Source organism: Streptomyces sp. NPDC048606, assembly GCF_040650855.1.
In the GTDB taxonomy this organism is placed as follows: domain Bacteria; phylum Actinomycetota; class Actinomycetes; order Streptomycetales; family Streptomycetaceae; genus Streptomyces.
This window is the reverse complement of record NZ_JBEZIB010000011.1, coordinates 58,829-78,927: the sequence shown is the minus strand read 5'-3', so window position 1 is coordinate 78,927 and position 20,099 is coordinate 58,829. Positions and strand designations below refer to the sequence as shown.

Below are 20,099 nucleotides of genomic sequence, written 5' to 3'. Positions count from 1 at the left end.
CAGTCCATCTCCGCGCGTAGACCCCATTTCGCGCCACCTAGACTGGACGCCATGGCGAAGTGGATTGCTCAGCACGAGGCGCCCGAGCCCCTTGAGGGTCCGGTGGTCGCCACCATCACCGGCGGCACGATCCTCTGGTTCGCCCTGTTCCTCGTCCAGCTCCCGTTCTACGGATGGTTCGCGGACCGGGACCTGCTGTGGTGGCTGTGGACCTGCGCGGCCGGCGGCGGGCTCGGCCTGATCGGCATCTGGTACGTCCGGGGCCGCGACGCCGCGCTCAAGCGCCACGCCGCCGAGCAGTCGGCCGCACCGGCCGAGCGGGCCGCCGGCGAGGCGGACACCACCCCTGACGCCACCCCCTGACGGCGCCCCCTCGCGCACCCCCGACGACGCCGGCCCCCCGCGCCCCTACCGGGGGACGATTCCGCTCATCCTGAAGTCGGATCTTCCGACCGCTCGACGGGTGAAGCGTTCGAACCGCCCTTACCGTCGGAAGCATGACTCAGCGGGCGAAGATCGACCACGACGGGCCCGAGCGGGCCGGCGGAGCCGCCATCGACGCGGGAGCCGAGCTCGATCCCGTCCACCCGATGAAGCCGCCCGCCCCCCGCTTCAAACCGGGCGGCCTCAGCACCGCCGAGGTCGCCGAACGCGTCGCGCGCGGCGAGGTCAACGACGTCCCGGTCCGCTCCTCGCGCTCCACCGCCGACATCGTCCGCGGCAACGTCTTCACCCGCTTCAACGCGATCATCGGCGTCCTGTGGGTGATCATGCTGATCGTCGCCCCCATCCAGGACAGCCTCTTCGGCTTCGTGATCATCGCGAACACCGGCATCGGCATCATCCAGGAACTGCGCGCCAAGAAGACCCTCGACGGCCTCGCCGTCATCGGCGAGGCCAAACCGAGCGTCCGCCGCGACGGGGCCACCGCCGAGATCTCCACCTCCGAGATCGTCCTCGGCGACGTCGTCGAACTCGGACCCGGCGACAAGGTCGTCGTCGACGGCACCGTCGGCGAGGCCGACGGCCTGGAGATCGACGAGTCCCTGCTCACCGGCGAGGCCGACCCCGTCCTGAAGAAGCCCGGCGACCCCGTCATGTCCGGGTCCTTCGTCGTCGCCGGCGGCGGCGCCTTCACCGCCACCAAGGTCGGCCGCGAGGCCTACGCCGCCCAGCTCGCCGAAGAGGCCTCCCGCTTCACGCTCGTCCACTCCGAGCTGCGCTCCGGCATCTCCACCATCCTCAAGTACGTCACCTGGATGATGATCCCGACCTCCATCGGCCTGATCATCAGCCAGCTCGTCGTCAAGGACAACAACCTCAAGGACGCCATCGCCCGCACCGTCGGCGGCATCGTGCCGATGATCCCCGAAGGCCTCGTCCTCCTCACCTCCGTCGCCTTCGCCATCGGCGTCATCCGCCTCGGCCGCAAACAGTGCCTGGTCCAGGAACTGCCCGCCATCGAGGGCCTCGCCCGCGTCGACGTCGTCTGCCTCGACAAGACCGGCACCCTCACCGAGGGCGGCATGGACGTCACCGAGCTGCGCCCCCTCGGCGGCGCCGACCCCGCCTACGTCCAGAAGGTCCTCGGCGCCCTCGGCGAATCCGACCCCCGCCCCAACGCCAGCCTCCAGGCGATCATCGACGCCTACCCCGACAGCGCCGAATGGCGCTGCACCGAATCCCTGCCCTTCTCCTCCGCCCGCAAGTACAGCGGCGCCAGCTTCAGCGAGGGCGACGGCGAGAACAACACCTGGCTGCTCGGCGCCCCCGACGTGCTCCTGCCCGCCGGCGACCCCGCCCTGGAGGAGATCGACTCCCTCAACGAGCAGGGGCTGCGCGTCCTGCTCCTCGCCCGCTCCACCCGCGAGCTCGACGACCCGGAAGTGGCCGGCGGCGTCCGCCCCACCGCCCTCGTCGTCCTCGAACAGCGCCTGCGCCCCGACGCCGCCGACACCCTGCGCTACTTCGAGGACCAGGACGTCAAGGCCAAGGTCATCTCCGGCGACAACGCGGTCTCCGTCGGCGCGGTCGCCGGCAAGCTCGGCCTGCCCGGCGCACAGCACACCGTCGACGCCCGACGGCTGCCCACCGACAAGGCCGAGATGGCGGCCGTCCTCGACGCGAACGCCGTCTTCGGCCGCGTCACCCCGCAGCAGAAGCGGGACATGGTCGCCGCCCTCCAGGCCAACGGCCACACCGTCGCCATGACGGGCGACGGCGTCAACGACGTCCTCGCCCTCAAGGACGCCGACATCGGCGTCTCCATGGGATCGGGCTCCGAGGCCACCCGCGCCGTCGCGCAGATCGTCCTCCTCAACAACAGCTTCGCCACCCTGCCCTCGGTGGTGGCCGAGGGCCGCCGCGTCATCGGCAACATCACCCGCGTCGCGACCCTCTTCCTCACCAAGACCGTCTACTCGGTGCTCCTCGCCATCCTGGTGGTCTGCTCCCAGGTCGAGTACCCGTTCCTGCCCCGGCACCTGACGCTGCTGTCCACCCTCACCATCGGCATCCCGGCCTTCTTCCTCGCCCTCGCCCCCAACAAGGAACGCGCCCGGCCCCACTTCGTGAAACGGGTCATGCGCTACGCCATCCCCGGCGGGGTCGTCGCCGCCGTCGCCACCTTCGTGTCCTACCTCGTCGCCCGCGCCCACTACAGCGGCCCCGACGCCCTCAAGGCCGAGACCAGCGCGGCGACGCTCACCCTGTTCCTCACCTCGATGTGGGTCCTCGCGATCATCGCCCGCCCCTACACGTGGTGGCGCGTCGGCCTGGTCGGCGCGATGGGCGCCGCCTTCCTGATCGTCCTCGTCGTCCCCTGGCTCCAGGACTTCTTCCAGCTGAAGCTGGTGGGCGTGACGATGCCCTGGATCGCCGTGGGCATCGCCGCGGCCGCCGCCGCCCTGATCGAGGTCACCTTCCGCTGGGTGGACCGCAGGTTCCCGGCCTGACCCGACGGGGCCGGCCCCGGGCATCCCGCCCGGGGCCGGCCCCGTTCCGCTTCCGTCGCGTCCCGACCCGTCCTAGTCGAACCAGCGGTCGCGGGCCAGTTCCGCCGTGCGGGAGGGGTCCTCCAGCAGCGCGGCCACCTCGAAGCGGCGCGGCCACTGACCCGCCGACCAGGCCAGACCCGCCGCCACGCCCTCCAGGGTCGCCGCGTGCAGGGTGCCGTCCGGGGTGAGGCGCCAGTCCAGTTCGGTGCCGCCCGCGACCAGTTCCTCGTGCTCCAGGTACGTCGCCGGGGTCGCGGGGCCCAGCAGGATCCGTACGGACTCCGGCACCTCGTGCTCCTCGCCCGGCGTGCTCACCTCCGCCGGGACCGTCCCCGACAGGCGGCGGACCTGGAAGAGGTCCGCCAGGTCGCCCGCGCGGGACGGGGCGACCGGCAGCAGGGCCAGCCCCCCGGTCAGCGGCAGCAGGTCCGGGGCGTCGGCCACGATCGCGTCGGCCGCGTCCACGACGACCACCTCGCCGTCCACCACCGCCCGCAGCTCGTCCGGCAGGGTGACCTGCTCCGGGTCCAGGTCCGCCAGGGCCCCGTAGAGCCCGTGCAGCCGGCGGGCGCTCACCTCGCGGTCCGGGTCGGCGAGCCGCCCCAGCAGCTCGGCCGCCCCGCCGGGCTCCTCCAACAGGGCCGCCACGGTGGTGCGTACGCCGAGCGCGTGCAGCACCTGCGCGTCCTCGAACCCCGTCGCGTCCGCGGGCGTGTACAGCCCCTCCAGCAGCGGATCCCCGCCGGCCGCCCGCAGACCCGCCGGACGACGGCCGTCGATCACCGGGTGGTCGCGCAACCACCAGGCGGTGTACGGGCGCACCGACCGCGTCGTGCCGTCGGGCAGCAGGACGCGCACGGGCTGGGTCAGGGCGTCGCGGAAGGGCGGCCGGGCCAGCATCGCCAGGGCCTGCGGCCAGCAGTCGTCGTCGACCAGGTCCAGATCGCGGACGGCGACCAGCTCGGTGGCCACCGGCGGCACCGGGGTGTCCGGCAGCTGGTCGAGGAGGTCCTCGCACCACACGTCCACCGCGTCCAGCAGACCGGCGTCGTCCGGTTCGGCGAAGTCCCCCTCGCGGGGCTCCAGCTCGTCCGGGTCGAGGACCACGTCGGTGGCGCGGACCAGCTGGAAGGCGGTCAGCACGCCACAGGCCGCGAGGGTGTCCGCGTCCCAGCGCCCGGCCAGCTCCGCGTCCAGGTACGGGATCTCGTCCTCGCGCAGTACGGAGGCCAACGCGCTGCCCGCGAGCAGCAGTTCGCCGGCCGGGGTGGGCTCGCCGTCCTCGTCGGGCAGGGCCAGCGCCCCCAGCCAGGGCTCGTCGCCCGGGGCCAGGTTCGCGTCCCGCACCAGGGTCAGGACGACCTCGGCCAGCTCCTCGGCGTCCAGGGAGTCCGCGTCCTCGTCCCACACCTCGCCCGCTTCCAGGGAAGCGGCGACGGCCGCCCGGATCTGCGGGGTCGTCAGCACGGCCCGGGCGGTGGCGGGCAGCGCCCCCAGCTTCTCCAGCAGCGGGTGCGCGGCCTCCGGGTGGGCCACCTTCAGCCCGAGGCGGGCCAGGCTCGTCGGGGTGTCGGCGTAGGGCAGCAGGACGTGGCGGGGGCCGATGGTGGTGCGGCCGTCGGCCAGCGGCACCGGGAGCCCGGACAGCCGGTCGGGATCGACGCCCGCCAGCGTGTCGTACAGCCGGTGCCACCACTCGGGGGTGCGCTCGATCCCGGCGATCCGCTCGATGGCCTCGCCGAGCGGCAGCCGGCCGACACCGAGGGTGCGCAGCTCGGGGCGGCGCTCCAGGCCGGCGGGCAGCAGCGTCGGCAGGACCTCCGCGAGGACCCGTACGGTGTCGGCGCCGGCGCCCTCCACCACCTCGGCCTCGAAGGGCCGCAGCCGGGTGTGGTCCTCGGAGGGGGCGGCCGGCGCGAGGAACCCGATGCGGGGCAGCCGCCCGAGGACGGCGCCGCGCAGGGCCCCGTCCAGTTCCCCCTTGCCGAGCGGGCCGGGCACCAGGTCGACGAGGGCGGTGCTCACCGGGTCCCAGGCGCCGAGGAGTTCGGCGTAGGCCTCGGCGGCGCGCTCGACGAGGAAGTCGGTCAGCGGCCCCGGCGCGGGGTGGCGGCGCGAGGTGTCCAGCGGCAGGGAGGCGATGAGCAGGGCGGGGATGCCCAGCGGCTCGTCGGTGGGGGTCGGCGCGTGCACGACGGGCGCGGTACGGGGACGCTCGGGTGCCCCGTCGGCGTCCACGGGCGCAGCCCAGGTCACGGTCCAGGTGGGGCGCAGCCGCTCCTCGACGGGCCGGTCGGCGAGGAGTTCGGGGGCGATGGCGCCCTCGTGGCGCACGGTGCGCCAACGGTGGGTGCCGGAGGCGGAGTCCTCGATGACGGTGTACGGGCCCTCGGTGCGCCGGTAGAGGGTCCGGGAGCCGCTCGCCGGGGTCTCCACGACGACCTCGCGCAGTCCGGGCAGGGTGAGCAGCAGGGCGTCGTCGACGCCGTCCAGCAGGCGTTCGGCGAGGTCCTCGGCGGCGGTGTCGCGCAGCGGGAGGACCACGACGGTGTCGTAGCCGTCGGGGGCGGTGCCCTCGGCGGGCAACGGCAGGCGCAGCAGCGGGACGTGGCCGTCGCGGCGGCGCAGTTCGTCGCCGAGGCCGGGGCTGCCCACGGCGGCGTCGCGGGCCAGCTCCCGGGCCTCGGCGAGGGACCAGCGCACGCCGCCGTGCCGGCCGAGGACGGCCGGTTCGTCGGAGACGGCGAGGACGGCCGCGAAGCCGACGCCGAAGCGGCCGACGGCGCCCTGGTCGTTCTCCCGCTTCGCGGAGGCGCGCAGGGTGGACAGGGACTCCACGCCCGTGGCGTCCAGCGGGGCGCCGGTGTTGGCCGCGGCGAGCACCGCGTGACCGTCCTCGGCGGCGTGCAGCGTCAGCCGCAGCCGGCCGGGGACCCCGGCGCGGGCGGCGGCGTCGGCGGCGTTCTGCGCCAACTCGACGACCAGGCGGTCGCGGTAGCCGCCGAGCGCCAGGTCCTCCTCGGCGTTGGCGTCCTCGCGGAACCGGGACGGGCCCGAGCCCCAGGAGTCGAGGACCCCGCGCCGCAGCCGGGCCGTGCCGAAGGGGTCCACGCCGCTCTGGGCCGCCGTCACTCGCACGCTCACGCCGCTGCCTCCAAGATGTGCCGGGTCGGGGGCCTCCTGCCGCGGACCCCGAACGCCCTGAAGGTATCGCGTGCGTGGCTACGCCTTGCCCGTGAGGTGCGCGAACACGACGACGTTCGCGTCCCAGTGGCGGTCCGCGGTGAGGTTCCCGCCGCAGGTGATCAGGCGGAGTTCGGCCGCCCCGTGGGTGTCCCCGTAGACGCGGTCCGTCGGGAAGGCGTCCTTCTTGAAGGTGTCGACCTCGTCGACGGCGAAGACGGCGGTGGTGCCGTCGGTGCGGTGGACCTCGATCTTCTCGCCCTTCGTCAGCTTCCTGAGGTCGAAGAAGACGGCCTTGGGAGCCTGCGGGGTGTCCATGTGGCCGACGATCGCGGCGGCGCCGGGCTCGCCGGGGGTGGGGCCCTCCTCGTACCAGGCGGCGTCCTGGGGTTTGGCGAAATCGGGCTCCCGCATGACGCCCCGGGAATCCAGTCCGACGGTGTCGAGGGGGGCGTCGACGGAGATGTCGGGGATCTCGACGCGGTCGGGTACGGACGGCGCCAAGGCGGAGACGGCGTGGGCGCTCTGGCCGGTCGCGCTCCCGGAGGCCTTGGCGGGGGAGCCGTCGGCGGAGGCGGCGCCGCATCCGGAGACGAGTCCGGAGACCAGGCCGCAGACCAGGAGGAGGGCGAGGGCCGGGGCCGCCGCCGGGGCGGCGCCCCGGCGGTGGCGGCGGAACTCAGACATCGAGGCTCGGGAAGGCCTGGTCGGCGGGCGCCTGACCGGTGTTGACGGAGCCCTTGGGCGTCTTGTGCTCGCTCGGCTTCAGGGGGGTCACGGGCTTCACGGGCTTCACCGGCTTCACGGGGGTGATCGGCTTGACGTCCGGGTTGTCCTTGGCCTCCGTGGAGAACTTCACCGTGTCGAACTTCTTGCCGCCCGCGTAGGCGTCGACGCCGTAGTAGCCGGTCTTGACGTCGGCGGCGACGGTCGCCGTTCCGGTGAAGGTGCCCTTGCCGTCGCCCTTGAGCTCGACCTTGCCGCCGGCGAAGGCGAGCGAGGAGACGGAGGCGTCCTTCTCGGCCGTCTTGACCGTGACGAGGACCTTGTCGCCCGGGTGGCCGGAGTCCTTGGAGAGCCGCAGGGTGGACGGCGCCGGGGTGGGCTTGGGGGTGGGGGTGCCGCTCGGGCTCGCCGTGGGAGACGGGGAGGCGGGCGGGGTGCCGTCGGCGGCGAAGGCGGTGGCGGTGCCGCCGAGGGCCATCGACGAGGCCAGGACGATCGCCGAGAGGGTGAGTGCCTTGCGCATGGGATCTCCTCCTGAACGGGCCGGGACCACTTCCCGACACACCAGACATGAGCGACATCCCGGGCGCTTGGTTGCAGGGGGGTCCGCGCCCGCGACGGCCCCCGGTCGAAGGTCCCGACCGGGGAACCCGCAGGCCACGCGCCAGGTCCGGATGCTCCGTTTGCGGGCGCTTTGCCGCGATTTTTGGGACGAAGGTCCCGAGGCCGCGTCCACAACGCCCTGGCCGACACCGCCGGTTCCGGCGCGGCCCTCGACATCCACGCCACCACCGCCTACGGCGACATCACCACCCACACCCTGTGACCCCGCACGCGCCGGAGCCCCCGGCGCGCACAGGGCGCCGGGGGCTCCGCGGGCACCTCCCGCGGGGTGCGGGAGGTGCCGTCAGGCGAGGGGTGTCAGAGCTGCTCGATCACGTAGTCGACGCACGCGGTGAGCGCCTGCACGTCCGCCGGGTCGATCGCCGGGAACATGGCGATGCGCAGCTGGTTGCGGCCCAGCTTGCGGTACGGCTCCGTGTCCACGATGCCGTTGGCGCGCAGCACCTTGGCGACGGCGGCGGCGTCGATCTCGTCCGAGAAGTCGATCGTGCCGATGACCGCCGAGCGCTTGTCGGCGTCCTGGACGAAGGGGTTCGCGTACTTCGAGGCCTCGGCCCAGCCGTACAGGTTCCGGGCGCTGGCCGCCGTACGGCCGGTGGTGAACTCCAGGCCGCCCTGGGAGTTCATCCACTTCAGCTGCTGGTCCAGCAGGAAGAGCGTGGACAGCGCCGGGGTGTTGTACGTCTGGTTCTTCAGCGAGTTGTCGATCGCCGTCGGCAGCGAGAAGAACTCGGGCACGTGCCGGCTGCCGGAGGCGTGCACGCGGGCCGCGCGCTCCAGGGCCGCCGGGGAGAACGCCGCCAGCCACAGGCCGCCGTCGGAGGCGAAGGACTTCTGCGGGGCGAAGTAGTAGACGTCGGTCTCGGTGATGTCCACCGGCAGGCCGCCGGCGCCGGAGGTGGCGTCCACCAGGACGAGCGACCCGGCGTCCGCGCCCGCGACGCGCTTGATCGGCGCCGCGACGCCCGTGGAGGTCTCGTTGTGGGTGTACGCGTACACGTCCACGCCCGCCTCGGCCACCGGCTCGGGGTGCGTGCCCGGCTCGGAGGAGATCACCGAGGGCTCGTCCAGCCACGGCGCGAGCTTCGCGGCCTTGGCGAACTTGGAGGAGAACTCGCCGAAGGTGAGGTGCTGCGACTTCCGCTCGATGAGACCGGCGGTCGCGATGTCCCAGAAGGCGGTGGAGCCGCCGTTGCCCAGGATCACCTCGTAGCCCTCGGGGAGGGAGAAGAGGTCCCGGAGTCCCTGACGCACCGAGCCGACCAGGTTCTTGACCGGGGCCTGGCGGTGGGAGGTTCCGAGCAGGGAGGTACCGGTGGCGGCGAGGGCGTCCAGCGCCTCGGTCCGCACCTTGGAGGGGCCCGCGCCGAAGCGTCCGTCGGCGGGCTTGATGTCAGCGGGAATCTGGATCTCGGCCACGAGCGGAGCGTATCGGGTCCCGCGACCGGCTTCTCACGGGCGTCCACCCGGTGAGACGCGACGGGCGCGCGAGCGCGGCGAGAGCGCAGTACGAGCCGGTGTACGGCGGTGCCGGGTTGTCTGTGTTGCGGCCCTCAAGGTCGATGTAAGGCAAAACACGCGGGCATGGCCCTTACATGCGGCTTAGTCTGGATTCATGCACGGCCCCTCCTCGTCCCCGACGACCTCCCCCGCGACATCGCCGCCCTCGACCACGGCCCCCGTGGCCGAGGCCTCCGCGCCCGGCGCCCCCTCCACCCCGCCGACCGGTCCGGTCGGGTCCCTGCGGACCCGGTTCGGTCCCGTGGCGCTCGTGGTCTCCGCCGGGGTGTCGGTGCAGTTCGGCGCCGCCCTCGCGGTCATGGTCATGCCCCGGGTGGGGGCGGCGGGCGTGGTCAGCCTGCGCCTCGCGGCCGCCGCGCTGGTCCTGCTCCTGCTGTGCCGGCCCCGACTGCGCGGGCACACGCGCGCCGACTGGGGCACGGTGATCGCGTTCGGTGTGGCCATGGCCGGCATGAACGGGCTGTTCTACCAGGCCATCGACCGGATCCCGCTCGGCCCCGCCGTGACGCTGGAGGTCCTCGGCCCGCTGGCCCTGTCCGTGATCGTCTCGCGCCGGCTCGTGAACCTGCTCTGGGCGGGCCTGGCCCTCGGCGGAGTGGTGCTGCTGGCCGGGCACGGCGGCGGCGCCGGCTTCGGCGGCCTCGACCCGCTGGGCGCGGCCTACGCGCTGGGCGCGGGCGCCATGTGGGCGGCGTACATCGTCTTCAGCGCCCGTACGGGCCGCCGCTTCCCGCAGGCGGACGGCCTCGCGCTGGCGATGGCGGTCGCGGCCGTGATCTCCCTGCCGCTGGGCCTGGCCGAGGCCGGGTCCGCCCTGGTGGTGCCGAGCACGCTGGCGCTGGGACTCGGGGTGGCGGTGCTGTCGTCCGTCCTGCCCTACACGCTGGAACTGCTCGCCCTGCGGCGGATGCCGGCCCCGACCTTCGCGATCCTGATGAGCCTGGAGCCGGCCATCGCGGCCACGGCGGGCTTCCTGGTCCTGAACCAGGCGATGACCACGCTCGACGCGCTCGCCATCGCCCTGGTCATCGCGGCCAGCATGGGCGCGGTGCGCTCCCAGACCGGCCGACGCGCGCCGGCGGAGCCGGGCCCGACCCCCGCCTGACGGCGCCGGCGCGCCACCGGGCCGCGCCCGGTCAGGCGCCCGCCCCGGTGCTCCACGGGTCGACCGGCAGGTCCACGCGGGACGGCGTCGGTTCGGGGGAGGTGAAGGCCAGCGTGGCGCGGGGCAGGTTCGCGTCCGCGTGGAAGGCGTCGCGGGCGGCCAGGACCAGCAGCAGCCGGTGCCCGCGCGGGACGTCGTGCGCGACGGCCTGGAGCACGATGTCCGCCGGCACCAGGCTGTCCGGCGGCGAGTCGAGGTCGCTGTACGGGGCCTGCGTGAGCGGCCGCGTGGAACCGTCCGGGGCCAGGTCCAGCAGCCGGGCGACGAAGCTGGAGCCCGGGTTCGCGGCCCGGTAGGTGACGCGCAGGCGCGGGGCCCCGCGCAGCCGGGCGGTCTCCGCGAGCGGGGCCGAGACCCAGGAGACGGCCCCGCTCCGCCGGTCCCCGGCGCACCGGGCGGGCGCGTCGGGCGGGGTCGGGTCGGGGGAGGGGAGGCGAACCGGGTCGGCGGCCGGATCGGCGGCCGCACGGGCGGCCGGGCCCGCGGTCGGATCGGCGGCGGGGTCTGTGGCCGGGTTCGCGGTCGGGTTCGCGGTCGGGTCCGCGGCGGGGTGCGCGGCGGGGCCCGCGGCCGGGTCGGGGGCGTCCACGCCGCACAGCACGTGTGCGGACCAGCCCGGGTCGGGCGCGTCGGCCAGTTCCCCGGCGCCCGTCAGGTACAGGCGGTGGAGCGGGCCCGTGAAGGTGGGCCAACCGGGGCGGTGCTCCAGGCGCCCGGTCCCCGTCACCTCGCCGACCACCCGGCCCTCGGAGTCGATGCCGTTGTCGACGCCGCGCAGGTGGTGGTCGAACCAGCGGTGCGCGTCCGTCCAGGCCCGGTCCGGGCGTCCCAGCAGCCCCGCCGTGGCGGGGCCGTCCCCGGCGGGCCCGTCGGCGGGACGGTCGGCGGTGAGGTCGAGCCGCTTGGGGCCCGTCAGCTCGTCGAAGAACCGCAGCGTCTGGTTGACGGGGAAGAGGGGGTCCTGCCAGGACTGCGCGAGGAACACCGCCACCCGGCTGCGGGCGTACTCCTTGAGGTGGGTGACGGGCGAACGCCGCTCCGCCCACTGCCGGGTCGCGGCCCGCTCCCGCCCGGTCAGGACGTTCTCCAGGGCGCGTTCCGTGCGGGGCGAGAGCCGGGCCCGCACGGCGCCGGTGAGCAGCGCGTGCACGGCCGCGGTGCGGCGGGTGGCATTCTCGTAGAGCACCTCGCCGAGGTCGCCCCAGCCGCCGAGGGCCGCCACCGCGTCCACCCGGGCGTCGTGGGCCGCGGCCAGTTGGGCGATCCCGGCCCCGTACGAGAACCCGAGGAACCCCGCCCCGGTCACGCGGCCCGCCGCCCGCCCGGCCAGGTGGTCCAGGGCGCGCCGGGCGTCGGTCACGTCGAGGGGGCCCGCGAAGTCGACCTGCCCCTCGGAGGCGCCGAAGCCGCGCGGGCTGTAGGCCAGCACGTCGTAGCCGCGCGCCGCGAGCAGCGCCCCCTGGACGGCGTACGTCACCCAGCCGAGGTCGCTCCAGGGCGCGGGCAGCACCACCACCGGGCGCGGTCCGGCGTCGGAGTGCCGCCACAGCGCGGCGTCGAGCCGGTCCCCGCCGGCGCCGGTGACCCGCTCCCGGCCGAAGACGGCGACGGCACGCGCCGCCTCGGCCACGGCGGCGAGCTCGCGCGGCAGTGCGGAGAGGTCGCCGCCCCGCTCCAGGGCGTCGGCGAACGCGGTGAGGGCGGCGGCGGGCAGGACGGGCAGGACGGGCGGGTTCGGGGGTTCGGGTCGGGCGCCCGGGGCGGGCCCGCGGGAGGGTGCGGGCCGGTCGCTCCGGCCGGAGGGGGCTGCTCGTTCCACGGCGGGTTCATCCTCGTCGTCGGTCGGCACGGACGTGTTCGGATGCGGCCGCGCCGGTGGCTGCGACTGCGGCTGCGACCGCGCGGCGCCCCCAGTATCCGCACGGCCGGCGGGGCCTTCCCGGGGGTCCGCGCGGGGACGGCCGGATCCGCCCCGTCCGCTCCGCGCCCCGCGCGGGCCCGCCGCGCTGGACGGACCGTGCGCCGCCCCGGGGCCGCGGCCCTCCGCGCCGGGAGGCCCGACTGGCGCGAAGCGGCCAACGTGCGCGCGCCGCGACCGCCCCGCCCCCGTCCCGCGTCCGTACCGCCAACACCGCTGAGCTGTACGGATGTTGAAGGAGCGCGGGAAGGGGCGGCAGGGGTGCGGGAGGCGCGGCAAAAAACAATGCAAGCATGCTTGATTGTTTTGTGGGGCCCTGCCAGGCTTCCCCTCACGCCGAGAGGGGAGCACCACCGTGCCCGATCCGTCCGCCGTCGCCGTCTTCACCGACCTCCGGGACGAGAGCCTCGACCTCGACCTCCTCGTCGGGGCGCTGCCCGGCCCCGACTGGGCCCTGCCGACCCCCGCGAGCGGGTGGAGCGTGGCCCACCAGATCGCCCACCTGCACTGGACCGACCGGGCCGCGCTGCTCTCCCTCACCGACGCCGAGGGCTTCGCCGAGATGGCCCTGGCGGCCCTCAAGGCCCCCGACACCTTCGTCGACGAGGGCGCCGAGGAAGGCGTACGCCTGGCACCGGCCGAGCTGCTCGCCCGCTGGCGGTCCGGCCGGGCCGCGCTCGACGCGGCCCTCGCCGCGGCCCCGCCCGGCGCCCGGTTCCCCTGGTACGGGCCCCCGATGAAGGCCGCCTCGATGGCGAGCGCCCGCCTCATGGAGACCTGGGCGCACGGCCAGGACGTCGCCGATGCCCTCGGCGTGCGCCGCGCCCCGACCGCCCGGCTGCGGCACGTCGCGCGGATCGGGACGCGCACCCGCGACTACGCGTACGCCCTGCGCGGACTGACCCCGCCCGAAGGGGAGTTCCGGGTGGAACTCGACGCTCCCGACGGCTCCGGCACGTGGGCGTACGGGCCGGCTGACGCCGCAGGGCGCGTCACCGGGCCCGCCCTCGACTTCTGCCTGCTGGTCACCCGCCGGGCCCACCGCGCCGACCTCGCGCTGACCACCACCGGCCCCGAAGCAGACCGCTGGCTCGACATCGCCCAGGCCTTCGCGGGCCCCGCCGGCCCCGGCCGCGCCCCGGCGGGCGGCGCGCGGTGAGCCGCCGTCCGCTGCGCGTGGGCAACGCCTCCGGCTTCTACGGCGACCGCCTCGGCGCGCTGCGCGAGATGCTGACCGGCGGCCCGCTGGACGTGCTGACCGGGGACTACCTCGCCGAACTCACCCTGCTCATCCTGGGCCGCGACCGGCTGAAGAACCCGGACCTCGGCTACGCCAAGACCTTCCTGCGGCAGTTGGAGGACGGGCTCGGACTCGCGCACGAGCGGGGCGTACGGATCGTCACGAACGCGGGCGGCCTCAACCCGGCCGCCCTGGCCGGCGCCGTACGGGAACTCGCCGCGAAGGCGGGCCTGCCGATCTCGGTGGCCCACGTCGAGGGCGACGACCTGATGCCCTGGGGGCAGGGGGCGCTCACCGCCAACGCCTACCTCGGCGGCGCCGGGATCACGGCCTGCCTGCGGGCCGGCGCCGACGTGGTCGTCACCGGCCGGGTCACGGACGCGGCCCTGGTCAGCGGCCCGGCCGCCTGGTGGTTCGACTGGGGCCCCGAGGAGTACGACCGGCTCGCGGGAGCGGTCGTCGCCGGGCACGTCCTGGAGTGCGGGACCCAGGCCACCGGCGGCAACTACGCCTTCTTCGCCGACCACGACGTCCGCCGGCCAGGCTTCCCGCTCGCCGAGATCCACGAGGACGGCTCGGCGGTCGTCACCAAGCACCCGGGCACCGGCGGCGCCGTCACCCCGGGCACCGTCACCGCCCAACTGCTGTACGAGACGCAGGGCGCGCGCTACCTGGGCCCCGACGTCACCGCCCGCCTCGACACCGTCCGCCTCGCACCCGACGGCCCGGACCGGGTACGGATCGACGGGGTGCGGGGGGAGGCGCCGCCGGACACCCTCAAGGTGGGCGTGACCCGGATCGGCGGCTGGCGCAACGAGGTCGTCTTCGTCCTGACCGGCCTGGACGTCGAGGCCAAGGCCGCGCTGGTGCGCGAGCAGATGGCCGGGCCGCTGGAGGGGGCGGCGTCCCACACCTGGACGCTGGCCCGCACCGACCACGAGGACGCCGACACGCAGGAGGCCGCCAGTGCCCTGCTGCGGCTGGTGGTCCGCGACCCGGCCCCGGAACCGGTCGGCCGGGCCCTGACCTCGGCGGCCGTCGAACTCGCCCTGGGCAGCTACCCGGGCTTCCACGTCACCTCCCCGCCCGGACCGGCGCAGCCGTACGGGGTGTTCGCCTCGGCCCTCGTCCCGGCCGCCGAGGTCCCCCACACGGCGGTCCTCCCCGACGGCACCCGCCTGCGCGTCGCCCCGCCGCCGTCGCCCGCTCCGGGGAAGCCCGCGACCACCGCGGCGCCCGCCCCCTCGCCCGACGCGGCGTCCCCTCCGGAGGCCATCCCCGCCCCGGCGCCCGACGCGAGGGCCACCCGGGCGCCCGACGTGGCGTCCGCCCCGGCACCCGCCCCCGCCCCGGCGTCCGATGCGGCGGCCATCGCCGCCCCGGCGCCCGACGCGAGGGCCACCCGGGCGCCCGACGCGGCGTCCGCCCCGGCACCCGCCTCCGCATCCGCCCCCGCCCCCGCGCCCGGCGCGGCCCGCGTCGAGGCGGGCCCCGAACGGCCCGGGGCCCGCGGCGCCGGTGGGGCCACCACCCGGGCCCCGCTCGGGGCCGTGGCCGGCGCCCGCAGCGGCGACAAGGGCGGGGACGCCAACATCGGCGTCTGGACCCGGACCGACGAGGCCTGGCCGTGGCTGCGCGACACCCTGACGGTGGAGACCCTGCGGGCCCTGCTGCCCGAGACCGCCGCGCTGCCCGTCACCCGGCACGAGCTGCCCCACCTCAACGCCCTCAACTTCACCGTCACCGGGATCCTCGGTGACGGCGTCGCCTCCGGCCACCGCTTCGACCCGCAGGCCAAGGCCCTCGGCGAATGGCTCCGCGCCCGCCGCCTCGACATCCCGACGCACCTCCTGCCGCCGTCCGCCCCGGAGGGGACCCGATGACCCGCCTCGCCACCACCGTCGACCCGCTCGACCCGGAGCACGCGCAGGCCCGTTCCGCCGCCCTGGAGCGCCTCGCCGCCCTGGACGTCGAGCACGCCAAGGCCCTCGCCGGCGGCGGGGAGAAGTACACCGCCCGCCACCGCGCCCGCGGCAAGCTCCTCGCCCGCGAGCGCGTCGAGCTGCTCCTCGACCCCGACACCCCGTTCCTGGAGCTGTCCCCGCTCGCCGCCTGGGGCAGCGACTACCCCGTCGGCGCCTCGATGGTCACCGGCATCGGCACCGTCGAGGGCGTCACCTGCCTGATCACCGCCAACGACCCCACCGTCCGCGGCGGCGCCAGCAACCCCTGGACGCTGCGGAAGGCGCTGCGCGCAAACGAGATCGCCCGGCGCAACCGCCTGCCCGTCGTCAGCCTCGTCGAGTCCGGCGGTGCCGACCTGCCCTCGCAGAAGGAGATCTTCATCCCCGGCGGCGCGATCTTCCGCGACCTCACCCGGCTCTCCGCCGAGGGCATCCCCACCGTCGCCGTCGTCTTCGGCAACTCCACCGCCGGCGGCGCGTACGTCCCGGGGATGTCCGACCACACGGTCATGATCAAGGAGCGCTCGAAGGTCTTCCTCGGTGGCCCGCCGCTCGTGAGGATGGCCACCGGCGAGGAGAGCGACGACGAGTCCCTCGGCGGAGCCGACCTGCACGCCCGCACCTCCGGACTCGCCGACCACTACGCCCTCGACGAGTACGACGCGATCCGACAGGCCCGCCGCATCGTGGCCCGCCTCAACCACCGCAGGGCCCACCCGGAGCCGCCGGCCGGCGCCGAGCCCCTGTACGACCCGGAGGAACTCCTCGGGATCGTCCCGCCCGACCTGAAGACCCCCTTCGACCCCCGCGAGGTCATCGCCCGCATCGTCGACGGCTCCGACTTCGACGAGTTCAAGCCGCTTTACGGAACCAGCCTCGTCACCGGCTGGGCCTCCCTGCACGGCTATCCCGTCGGCATCCTCGCCAACGCCCAGGGGGTGCTGTTCAGCGCCGAATCGCAGAAGGCCGCCCAGTTCATCCAGCTCGCCAACCAGCGCGACATCCCGCTCCTGTTCCTCCACAACACCACCGGCTACATGGTCGGTCGGGAGTACGAGGCCGGCGGCATCGTCAAACACGGCTCCATGATGATCAACGCCGTCTCCAACTCGCGCGTCCCGCACCTGTCGGTGCTCATCGGCGCCTCCTACGGCGCCGGCCACTACGGCATGTGCGGACGGGCCTACGAGCCCCGCTTCCTCTTCGCCTGGCCCAGCGCCAAGTCCGCCGTCATGGGCCCCCAGCAGCTCGCGGGCGTGCTGTCGATCGTCTCCCGCCAGTCGGCCGCCGCCAAGGGGCTCCCGTACGACGAGGAACAGGACGCCGGGATGCGCGCCTTCGTCGAGGCCCAGATCGAGTCCGAGTCCCTGCCGATGTTCCTGTCCGGGCGGCTGTACGACGACGGGGTCATCGACCCCCGCGACACCCGTACCGTCCTCGGCCTGTGCCTGTCGGCCGTCCACAACGCCCCCGTCGAGGGCGCCCGCGGCGGCTTCGGCGTCTTCCGGATGTGAGCCCGCACATGACGAACGCGATGAACCCGACCGACCCGACCACCCCGAAGAACCCGACCTCCCTGACCTCCCTCCTCGTCGCCAACCGGGGCGAGATCGCCGTCCGCGTCCTGCGCACCGCCCGCGCGATGGGCCTGCACACCGTCGCCGTCCACTCCGACCCCGACGCCGACTCCCTGCACGTCCGGGAGGCCGACGCCGCCGTCCGGCTGCCCGGCGCCGCCCCCGCCGACACCTACCTGCGCGCCGACCTGCTGGTCGAGGCCGCCCGCGCCGCCGGCGCCGACGCCGTCCACCCCGGGTACGGCTTCCTCTCCGAGAACGCCGACTTCGCCCGCCGCGTCCTGGCCGCGGGCCTGGTCTGGATCGGCCCGCCACCCGAGGCCATCGAGGCCATGGCCTCCAAGACCCGGGCCAAGGACCTCGTACGGGCCGCCGGGGTGCCCCTGCTGGAGCCCGTGGACCCGGCCGCCGCCACGGCCGCCGACCTGCCGCTGCTGCTCAAGGCCGCGTCCGGCGGCGGCGGGCGCGGCATGCGGATCGTGCGCGACCTCGACTCCCTCAAGGAGGCCCTCGACACCGCCCGCGCCGAGGCCCTGTCCGCCTTCGGGGACGGTGAGGTCTTCGCCGAGCCCTACGTGGAGCGGGGCCGCCACGTCGAGGTGCAGATCCTCGCCGACGACCACGGCACCGTCTGGGCCCTCGGCACCCGCGACTGCTCCCTCCAACGCCGCCACCAGAAGGTCATCGAGGAGGCACCCGCCCCCGGCCTGCCCGCCGCACTGCGCGAGCGGCTGCACACCGCCGCCGTGGCCGCCGCCCGGGCCGTCTCCTACCGGGGGGCCGGCACCGTCGAATTCCTCGTCGGGGACGACGGCCGCCCGTACTTCCTGGAGATGAACACCCGCCTCCAGGTCGAACACCCCGTCACCGAGGCCGTCTTCGACCTCGACCTCGTCGCCCTCCAACTGCGGATCGCCGAGGGCGCCGCCCTGCCCGCCACCCCGCCGACCGCGACGGGCCACGCCGTCGAGGCCCGGCTCTACGCCGAGGACCCGGCCCGGCAGTGGCGCCCCCAGACCGGCACCCTGCACACCCTCGACATCCCCGGAGCCGTCCGCGTCGACACCGGCTTCACCGCCGGGGACACCGTCGGCGTCCACTACGACCCCATGCTGGCCAAGGTCATCGCCCACGCCCCCACGCGCGCCGAGGCGGTGCGCATCCTCGCCCACGCCCTGTCCCGGGCCCGGATCCACGGCCTGACCACCAACCGCGACCTCCTCGTACGCTCCCTGCGCCACCCCGACTTCGCCGCCGCCCGGCTCGACACCGGCTTCTACGAACGGCACCTGCCCGCCCTGACGGCCGACGGCCCCGACCCCGCCCTGGCGGTCCTCGCCGCCGCCCTCGCCGAGGCCGCCCCCGCGCCCGGCGCCCCCCTCGCCGCCCGCCTCGGCGGCTGGCGCAACCTCCGTTCCGCGCCCCAGAGCCGCCGCTACACCGTGGACGGCGCCGAGTTCGAGGCCCGCCACCGGCCGGTCGAGCACCCCGGCGTCCGGGTCGTCGAGGCCCGGCGGGAGCTCGTCACGCTCGAAGTCGACGGCGTCCGGCGGATGTTCCACGTGAAACATCGGTCGAACGAGCCGGACGGGCGCCCCGAGATCCACGTGGACTCCGTCCTCGGCTCCCACACCCTCGTGCCCGTGCCCCGCTTCCCCGACCGGCGGGACCGCACCGAACCGGGCTCCCTGCTCGCCCCCATGCCCGGCACCGTCGTCCGGATCGCCGAGGGCCTCGCCCCCGGCGTCGCCGTCACCGCCGGGCAGCCCCTGCTCTGGCTGGAGGCCATGAAGATGGAGCACCGCATCCTCGCTCCGGCCTCCGGCACGCTCACCGCGCTCCACGCCGCCCTCGGCCGCCCGGTCGAGTTCGGCGCCCTGCTCGCCGTAGTCCAGGAGGAAACGCCGTCATGAGCCCCGCCGCCGTCGAAGTCGAATCCGAGGAACACCGCGCCCTGCGCGCCGCCGTCGCCGCCCTCGGGCAGCGCTACGGGCGCGAGTACCTCGCCCGCACCGCCCGCGAGGGCCGCCACCCCGACGAGCTGTGGGCGGACGCCGCCAAGCTCGGCTACCTCGGGGTCAACCTGCCCGAGGAGTACGGCGGCGGGGGCGGCGGCATCGCCGAACTCTCCCTCGTCCTGGAGGAGCTGGGCGCGGCCGGCTGCCCGCTGCTGATGATGGTGGTCTCGCCCGCCATCTGCGGCACGGTCATCGCCCGCTTCGGCACCGAGGCCCAGAAGCGGGCCTGGCTGCCCGGCCTCGCCGACGGCAGCCGCACCATGGCCTTCGGCATCACCGAACCCGACGCCGGCTCCAACTCCCACCGCATCACCACCACCGCCCGCCGGGACGGCGACGAGTGGGTCCTCACCGGCCGCAAGGTGTTCATCTCGGGCGTGGACATCGCCGACGCCACCCTCGTCGTCGGCCGCACCGAGGACGCCCGCACCGGACGCCTCAAGCCCTGCCTGTTCATCGTCCCGCGCGACGCCCCCGGCTTCGGCCGGACCGTGATCGACATGGAACTCCAGGCGGCGGAGAAGCAGTTCGAGCTCGTCCTCGACGACGTGCGGCTGCCCGCCGAGGCGCTGGTCGGCGACGAGGACGCGGGCCTGCTGCAACTCTTCGCCGGCCTCAACCCCGAACGGATCATGACGGCCGCCTTCGCCATCGGCATGGGCCGCCACGCCCTCGCCCGCGCCGTCGACTACGCCAAGACCCGCCAGGTGTGGCGCGAGCCCATCGGCGCCCACCAGGCCGTCGCGCACCCCCTGGCCCAGGCCCACATCGAGCTGGAGCTGGCCCGCCTGATGATGCGCAGGGCCGCCCACCTCTACGACGCCGGCGACGACCTCGGCGCGGGCGAGGCCGCCAACATGGCCAAGTACGCCGCCGGCGAGGCCTGCGTGCGCGCCGTCGACCAGGCCGTCCACACCCTCGGCGGCAACGGCCTCACCCGCGAGTACGGACTCGCCTCGCTGATCACCGCGGCCAGGGTCGCCCGCATCGCCCCGGTCAGCCGCGAGATGATCCTCAACTTCGTCTCCCACCAGACGCTGGGCCTGCCCAAGTCCTACTAGGAGCATCCGGGAGGGGTGGGGAGGGGCGGGGGGAGGAGCCGGGGCGCGGGGCGGGATTTGGCGGCGGGCGGCGCCGCTTGCACACTCTGATCCACAAGGGGGCGCC

General features: G+C 75.1%; 13 protein-coding genes. 8 read left to right on the top strand and 5 right to left on the bottom strand.

Annotated features, from left to right (window positions below; all coding sequences use genetic code 11):
* Positions 1 to 51: 51 nt before the first annotated feature.
* A complete protein-coding gene (locus tag AB0D01_RS14365) occupies positions 52 to 363 on the top strand; it encodes a DUF2530 domain-containing protein (protein ID WP_363055462.1) in 312 nt (103 codons plus the stop codon).
* Between the two features lie 134 nt (positions 364 to 497).
* On the top strand, positions 498 to 2,954 hold the full coding sequence (locus AB0D01_RS14360; RefSeq protein WP_363055461.1) for a cation-translocating P-type ATPase: 2,457 nt from the start codon (positions 498 to 500) through the stop codon (positions 2,952 to 2,954).
* A gap of 72 nt (positions 2,955 to 3,026) precedes the next feature.
* Here AB0D01_RS14360 and AB0D01_RS14355 read toward each other — a convergent pair whose 3' ends face one another.
* From AB0D01_RS14355 to serC, 4 genes are all read right to left on the bottom strand, one after another.
* On the bottom strand, positions 3,027 to 6,140 hold the full coding sequence (locus AB0D01_RS14355; RefSeq protein ID WP_363055460.1) for a molecular chaperone Hsp90: 3,114 nt from the start codon (positions 6,138 to 6,140) through the stop codon (positions 3,027 to 3,029).
* Positions 6,141 to 6,218: 78 nt separating this feature from the next.
* Positions 6,219 to 6,866: a class F sortase gene (locus AB0D01_RS14350; RefSeq protein WP_363055459.1), complete on the bottom strand. Its 648-nt coding sequence runs from the start codon at positions 6,864 to 6,866 to the stop codon at positions 6,219 to 6,221.
* Positions 6,859 to 7,428 carry a hypothetical protein gene (locus tag AB0D01_RS14345; protein ID WP_363055458.1) on the bottom strand — a complete coding sequence of 190 codons (570 nt, stop codon included), beginning with the start codon at positions 7,426 to 7,428 and terminating at the stop codon, positions 6,859 to 6,861. Before AB0D01_RS14345 ends, AB0D01_RS14350 begins: the two co-directional genes overlap by 8 nt.
* A gap of 398 nt (positions 7,429 to 7,826) precedes the next feature.
* Positions 7,827 to 8,948 carry a phosphoserine transaminase gene (gene serC / locus AB0D01_RS14340; RefSeq protein WP_363055457.1) on the bottom strand — a complete coding sequence of 374 codons (1,122 nt, stop codon included), beginning with the start codon at positions 8,946 to 8,948 and terminating at the stop codon, positions 7,827 to 7,829.
* A 196-nt stretch (positions 8,949 to 9,144) separates the two neighbouring features.
* Here serC and AB0D01_RS14335 point away from each other — a divergent pair, with 196 nt between their 5' ends.
* Positions 9,145 to 10,155, top strand: a complete 1,011-nt coding sequence (locus AB0D01_RS14335) for an EamA family transporter (protein WP_363055456.1) — start codon at positions 9,145 to 9,147, stop codon at positions 10,153 to 10,155.
* A 31-nt stretch (positions 10,156 to 10,186) separates the two neighbouring features.
* Here the strand turns inward: AB0D01_RS14335 and AB0D01_RS14330 are convergent, their stop codons facing one another.
* A complete protein-coding gene (locus tag AB0D01_RS14330) occupies positions 10,187 to 12,034 on the bottom strand; it encodes an alpha/beta fold hydrolase (RefSeq protein ID WP_363055455.1) in 1,848 nt (615 codons plus the stop codon).
* A gap of 454 nt (positions 12,035 to 12,488) precedes the next feature.
* On the opposite strand from AB0D01_RS14330, the gene AB0D01_RS14325 reads away from it, so the two are divergent.
* Genes AB0D01_RS14325 through AB0D01_RS14305 form a run of 5 tightly spaced genes read left to right on the top strand, consistent with a single transcriptional unit; the run spans position 12,489 to position 19,993 of the window.
* On the top strand, positions 12,489 to 13,292 hold the full coding sequence (locus AB0D01_RS14325; RefSeq protein ID WP_363055454.1) for a TIGR03084 family metal-binding protein: 804 nt from the start codon (positions 12,489 to 12,491) through the stop codon (positions 13,290 to 13,292).
* A complete protein-coding gene (locus tag AB0D01_RS14320) occupies positions 13,289 to 15,256 on the top strand; it encodes an acyclic terpene utilization AtuA family protein (protein WP_363055453.1) in 1,968 nt (655 codons plus the stop codon). The genes AB0D01_RS14325 and AB0D01_RS14320 overlap by 4 nt, the downstream gene beginning before the upstream one ends.
* Complete coding sequence (locus tag AB0D01_RS14315) at positions 15,253 to 16,851, top strand: carboxyl transferase domain-containing protein (RefSeq protein ID WP_363055452.1); 1,599 nt, start codon at positions 15,253 to 15,255, stop codon at positions 16,849 to 16,851. Before AB0D01_RS14320 ends, AB0D01_RS14315 begins: the two co-directional genes overlap by 4 nt.
* 8 nt (positions 16,852 to 16,859) lie before the next feature.
* Positions 16,860 to 18,827, top strand: a complete 1,968-nt coding sequence (locus tag AB0D01_RS14310) for a biotin carboxylase N-terminal domain-containing protein (RefSeq protein WP_363055451.1) — start codon at positions 16,860 to 16,862, stop codon at positions 18,825 to 18,827.
* Positions 18,824 to 19,993, top strand: a complete 1,170-nt coding sequence (locus AB0D01_RS14305) for an acyl-CoA dehydrogenase family protein (protein WP_363055450.1) — start codon at positions 18,824 to 18,826, stop codon at positions 19,991 to 19,993. The genes AB0D01_RS14310 and AB0D01_RS14305 overlap by 4 nt, the downstream gene beginning before the upstream one ends.
* Positions 19,994 to 20,099 lie beyond the last annotated feature (106 nt).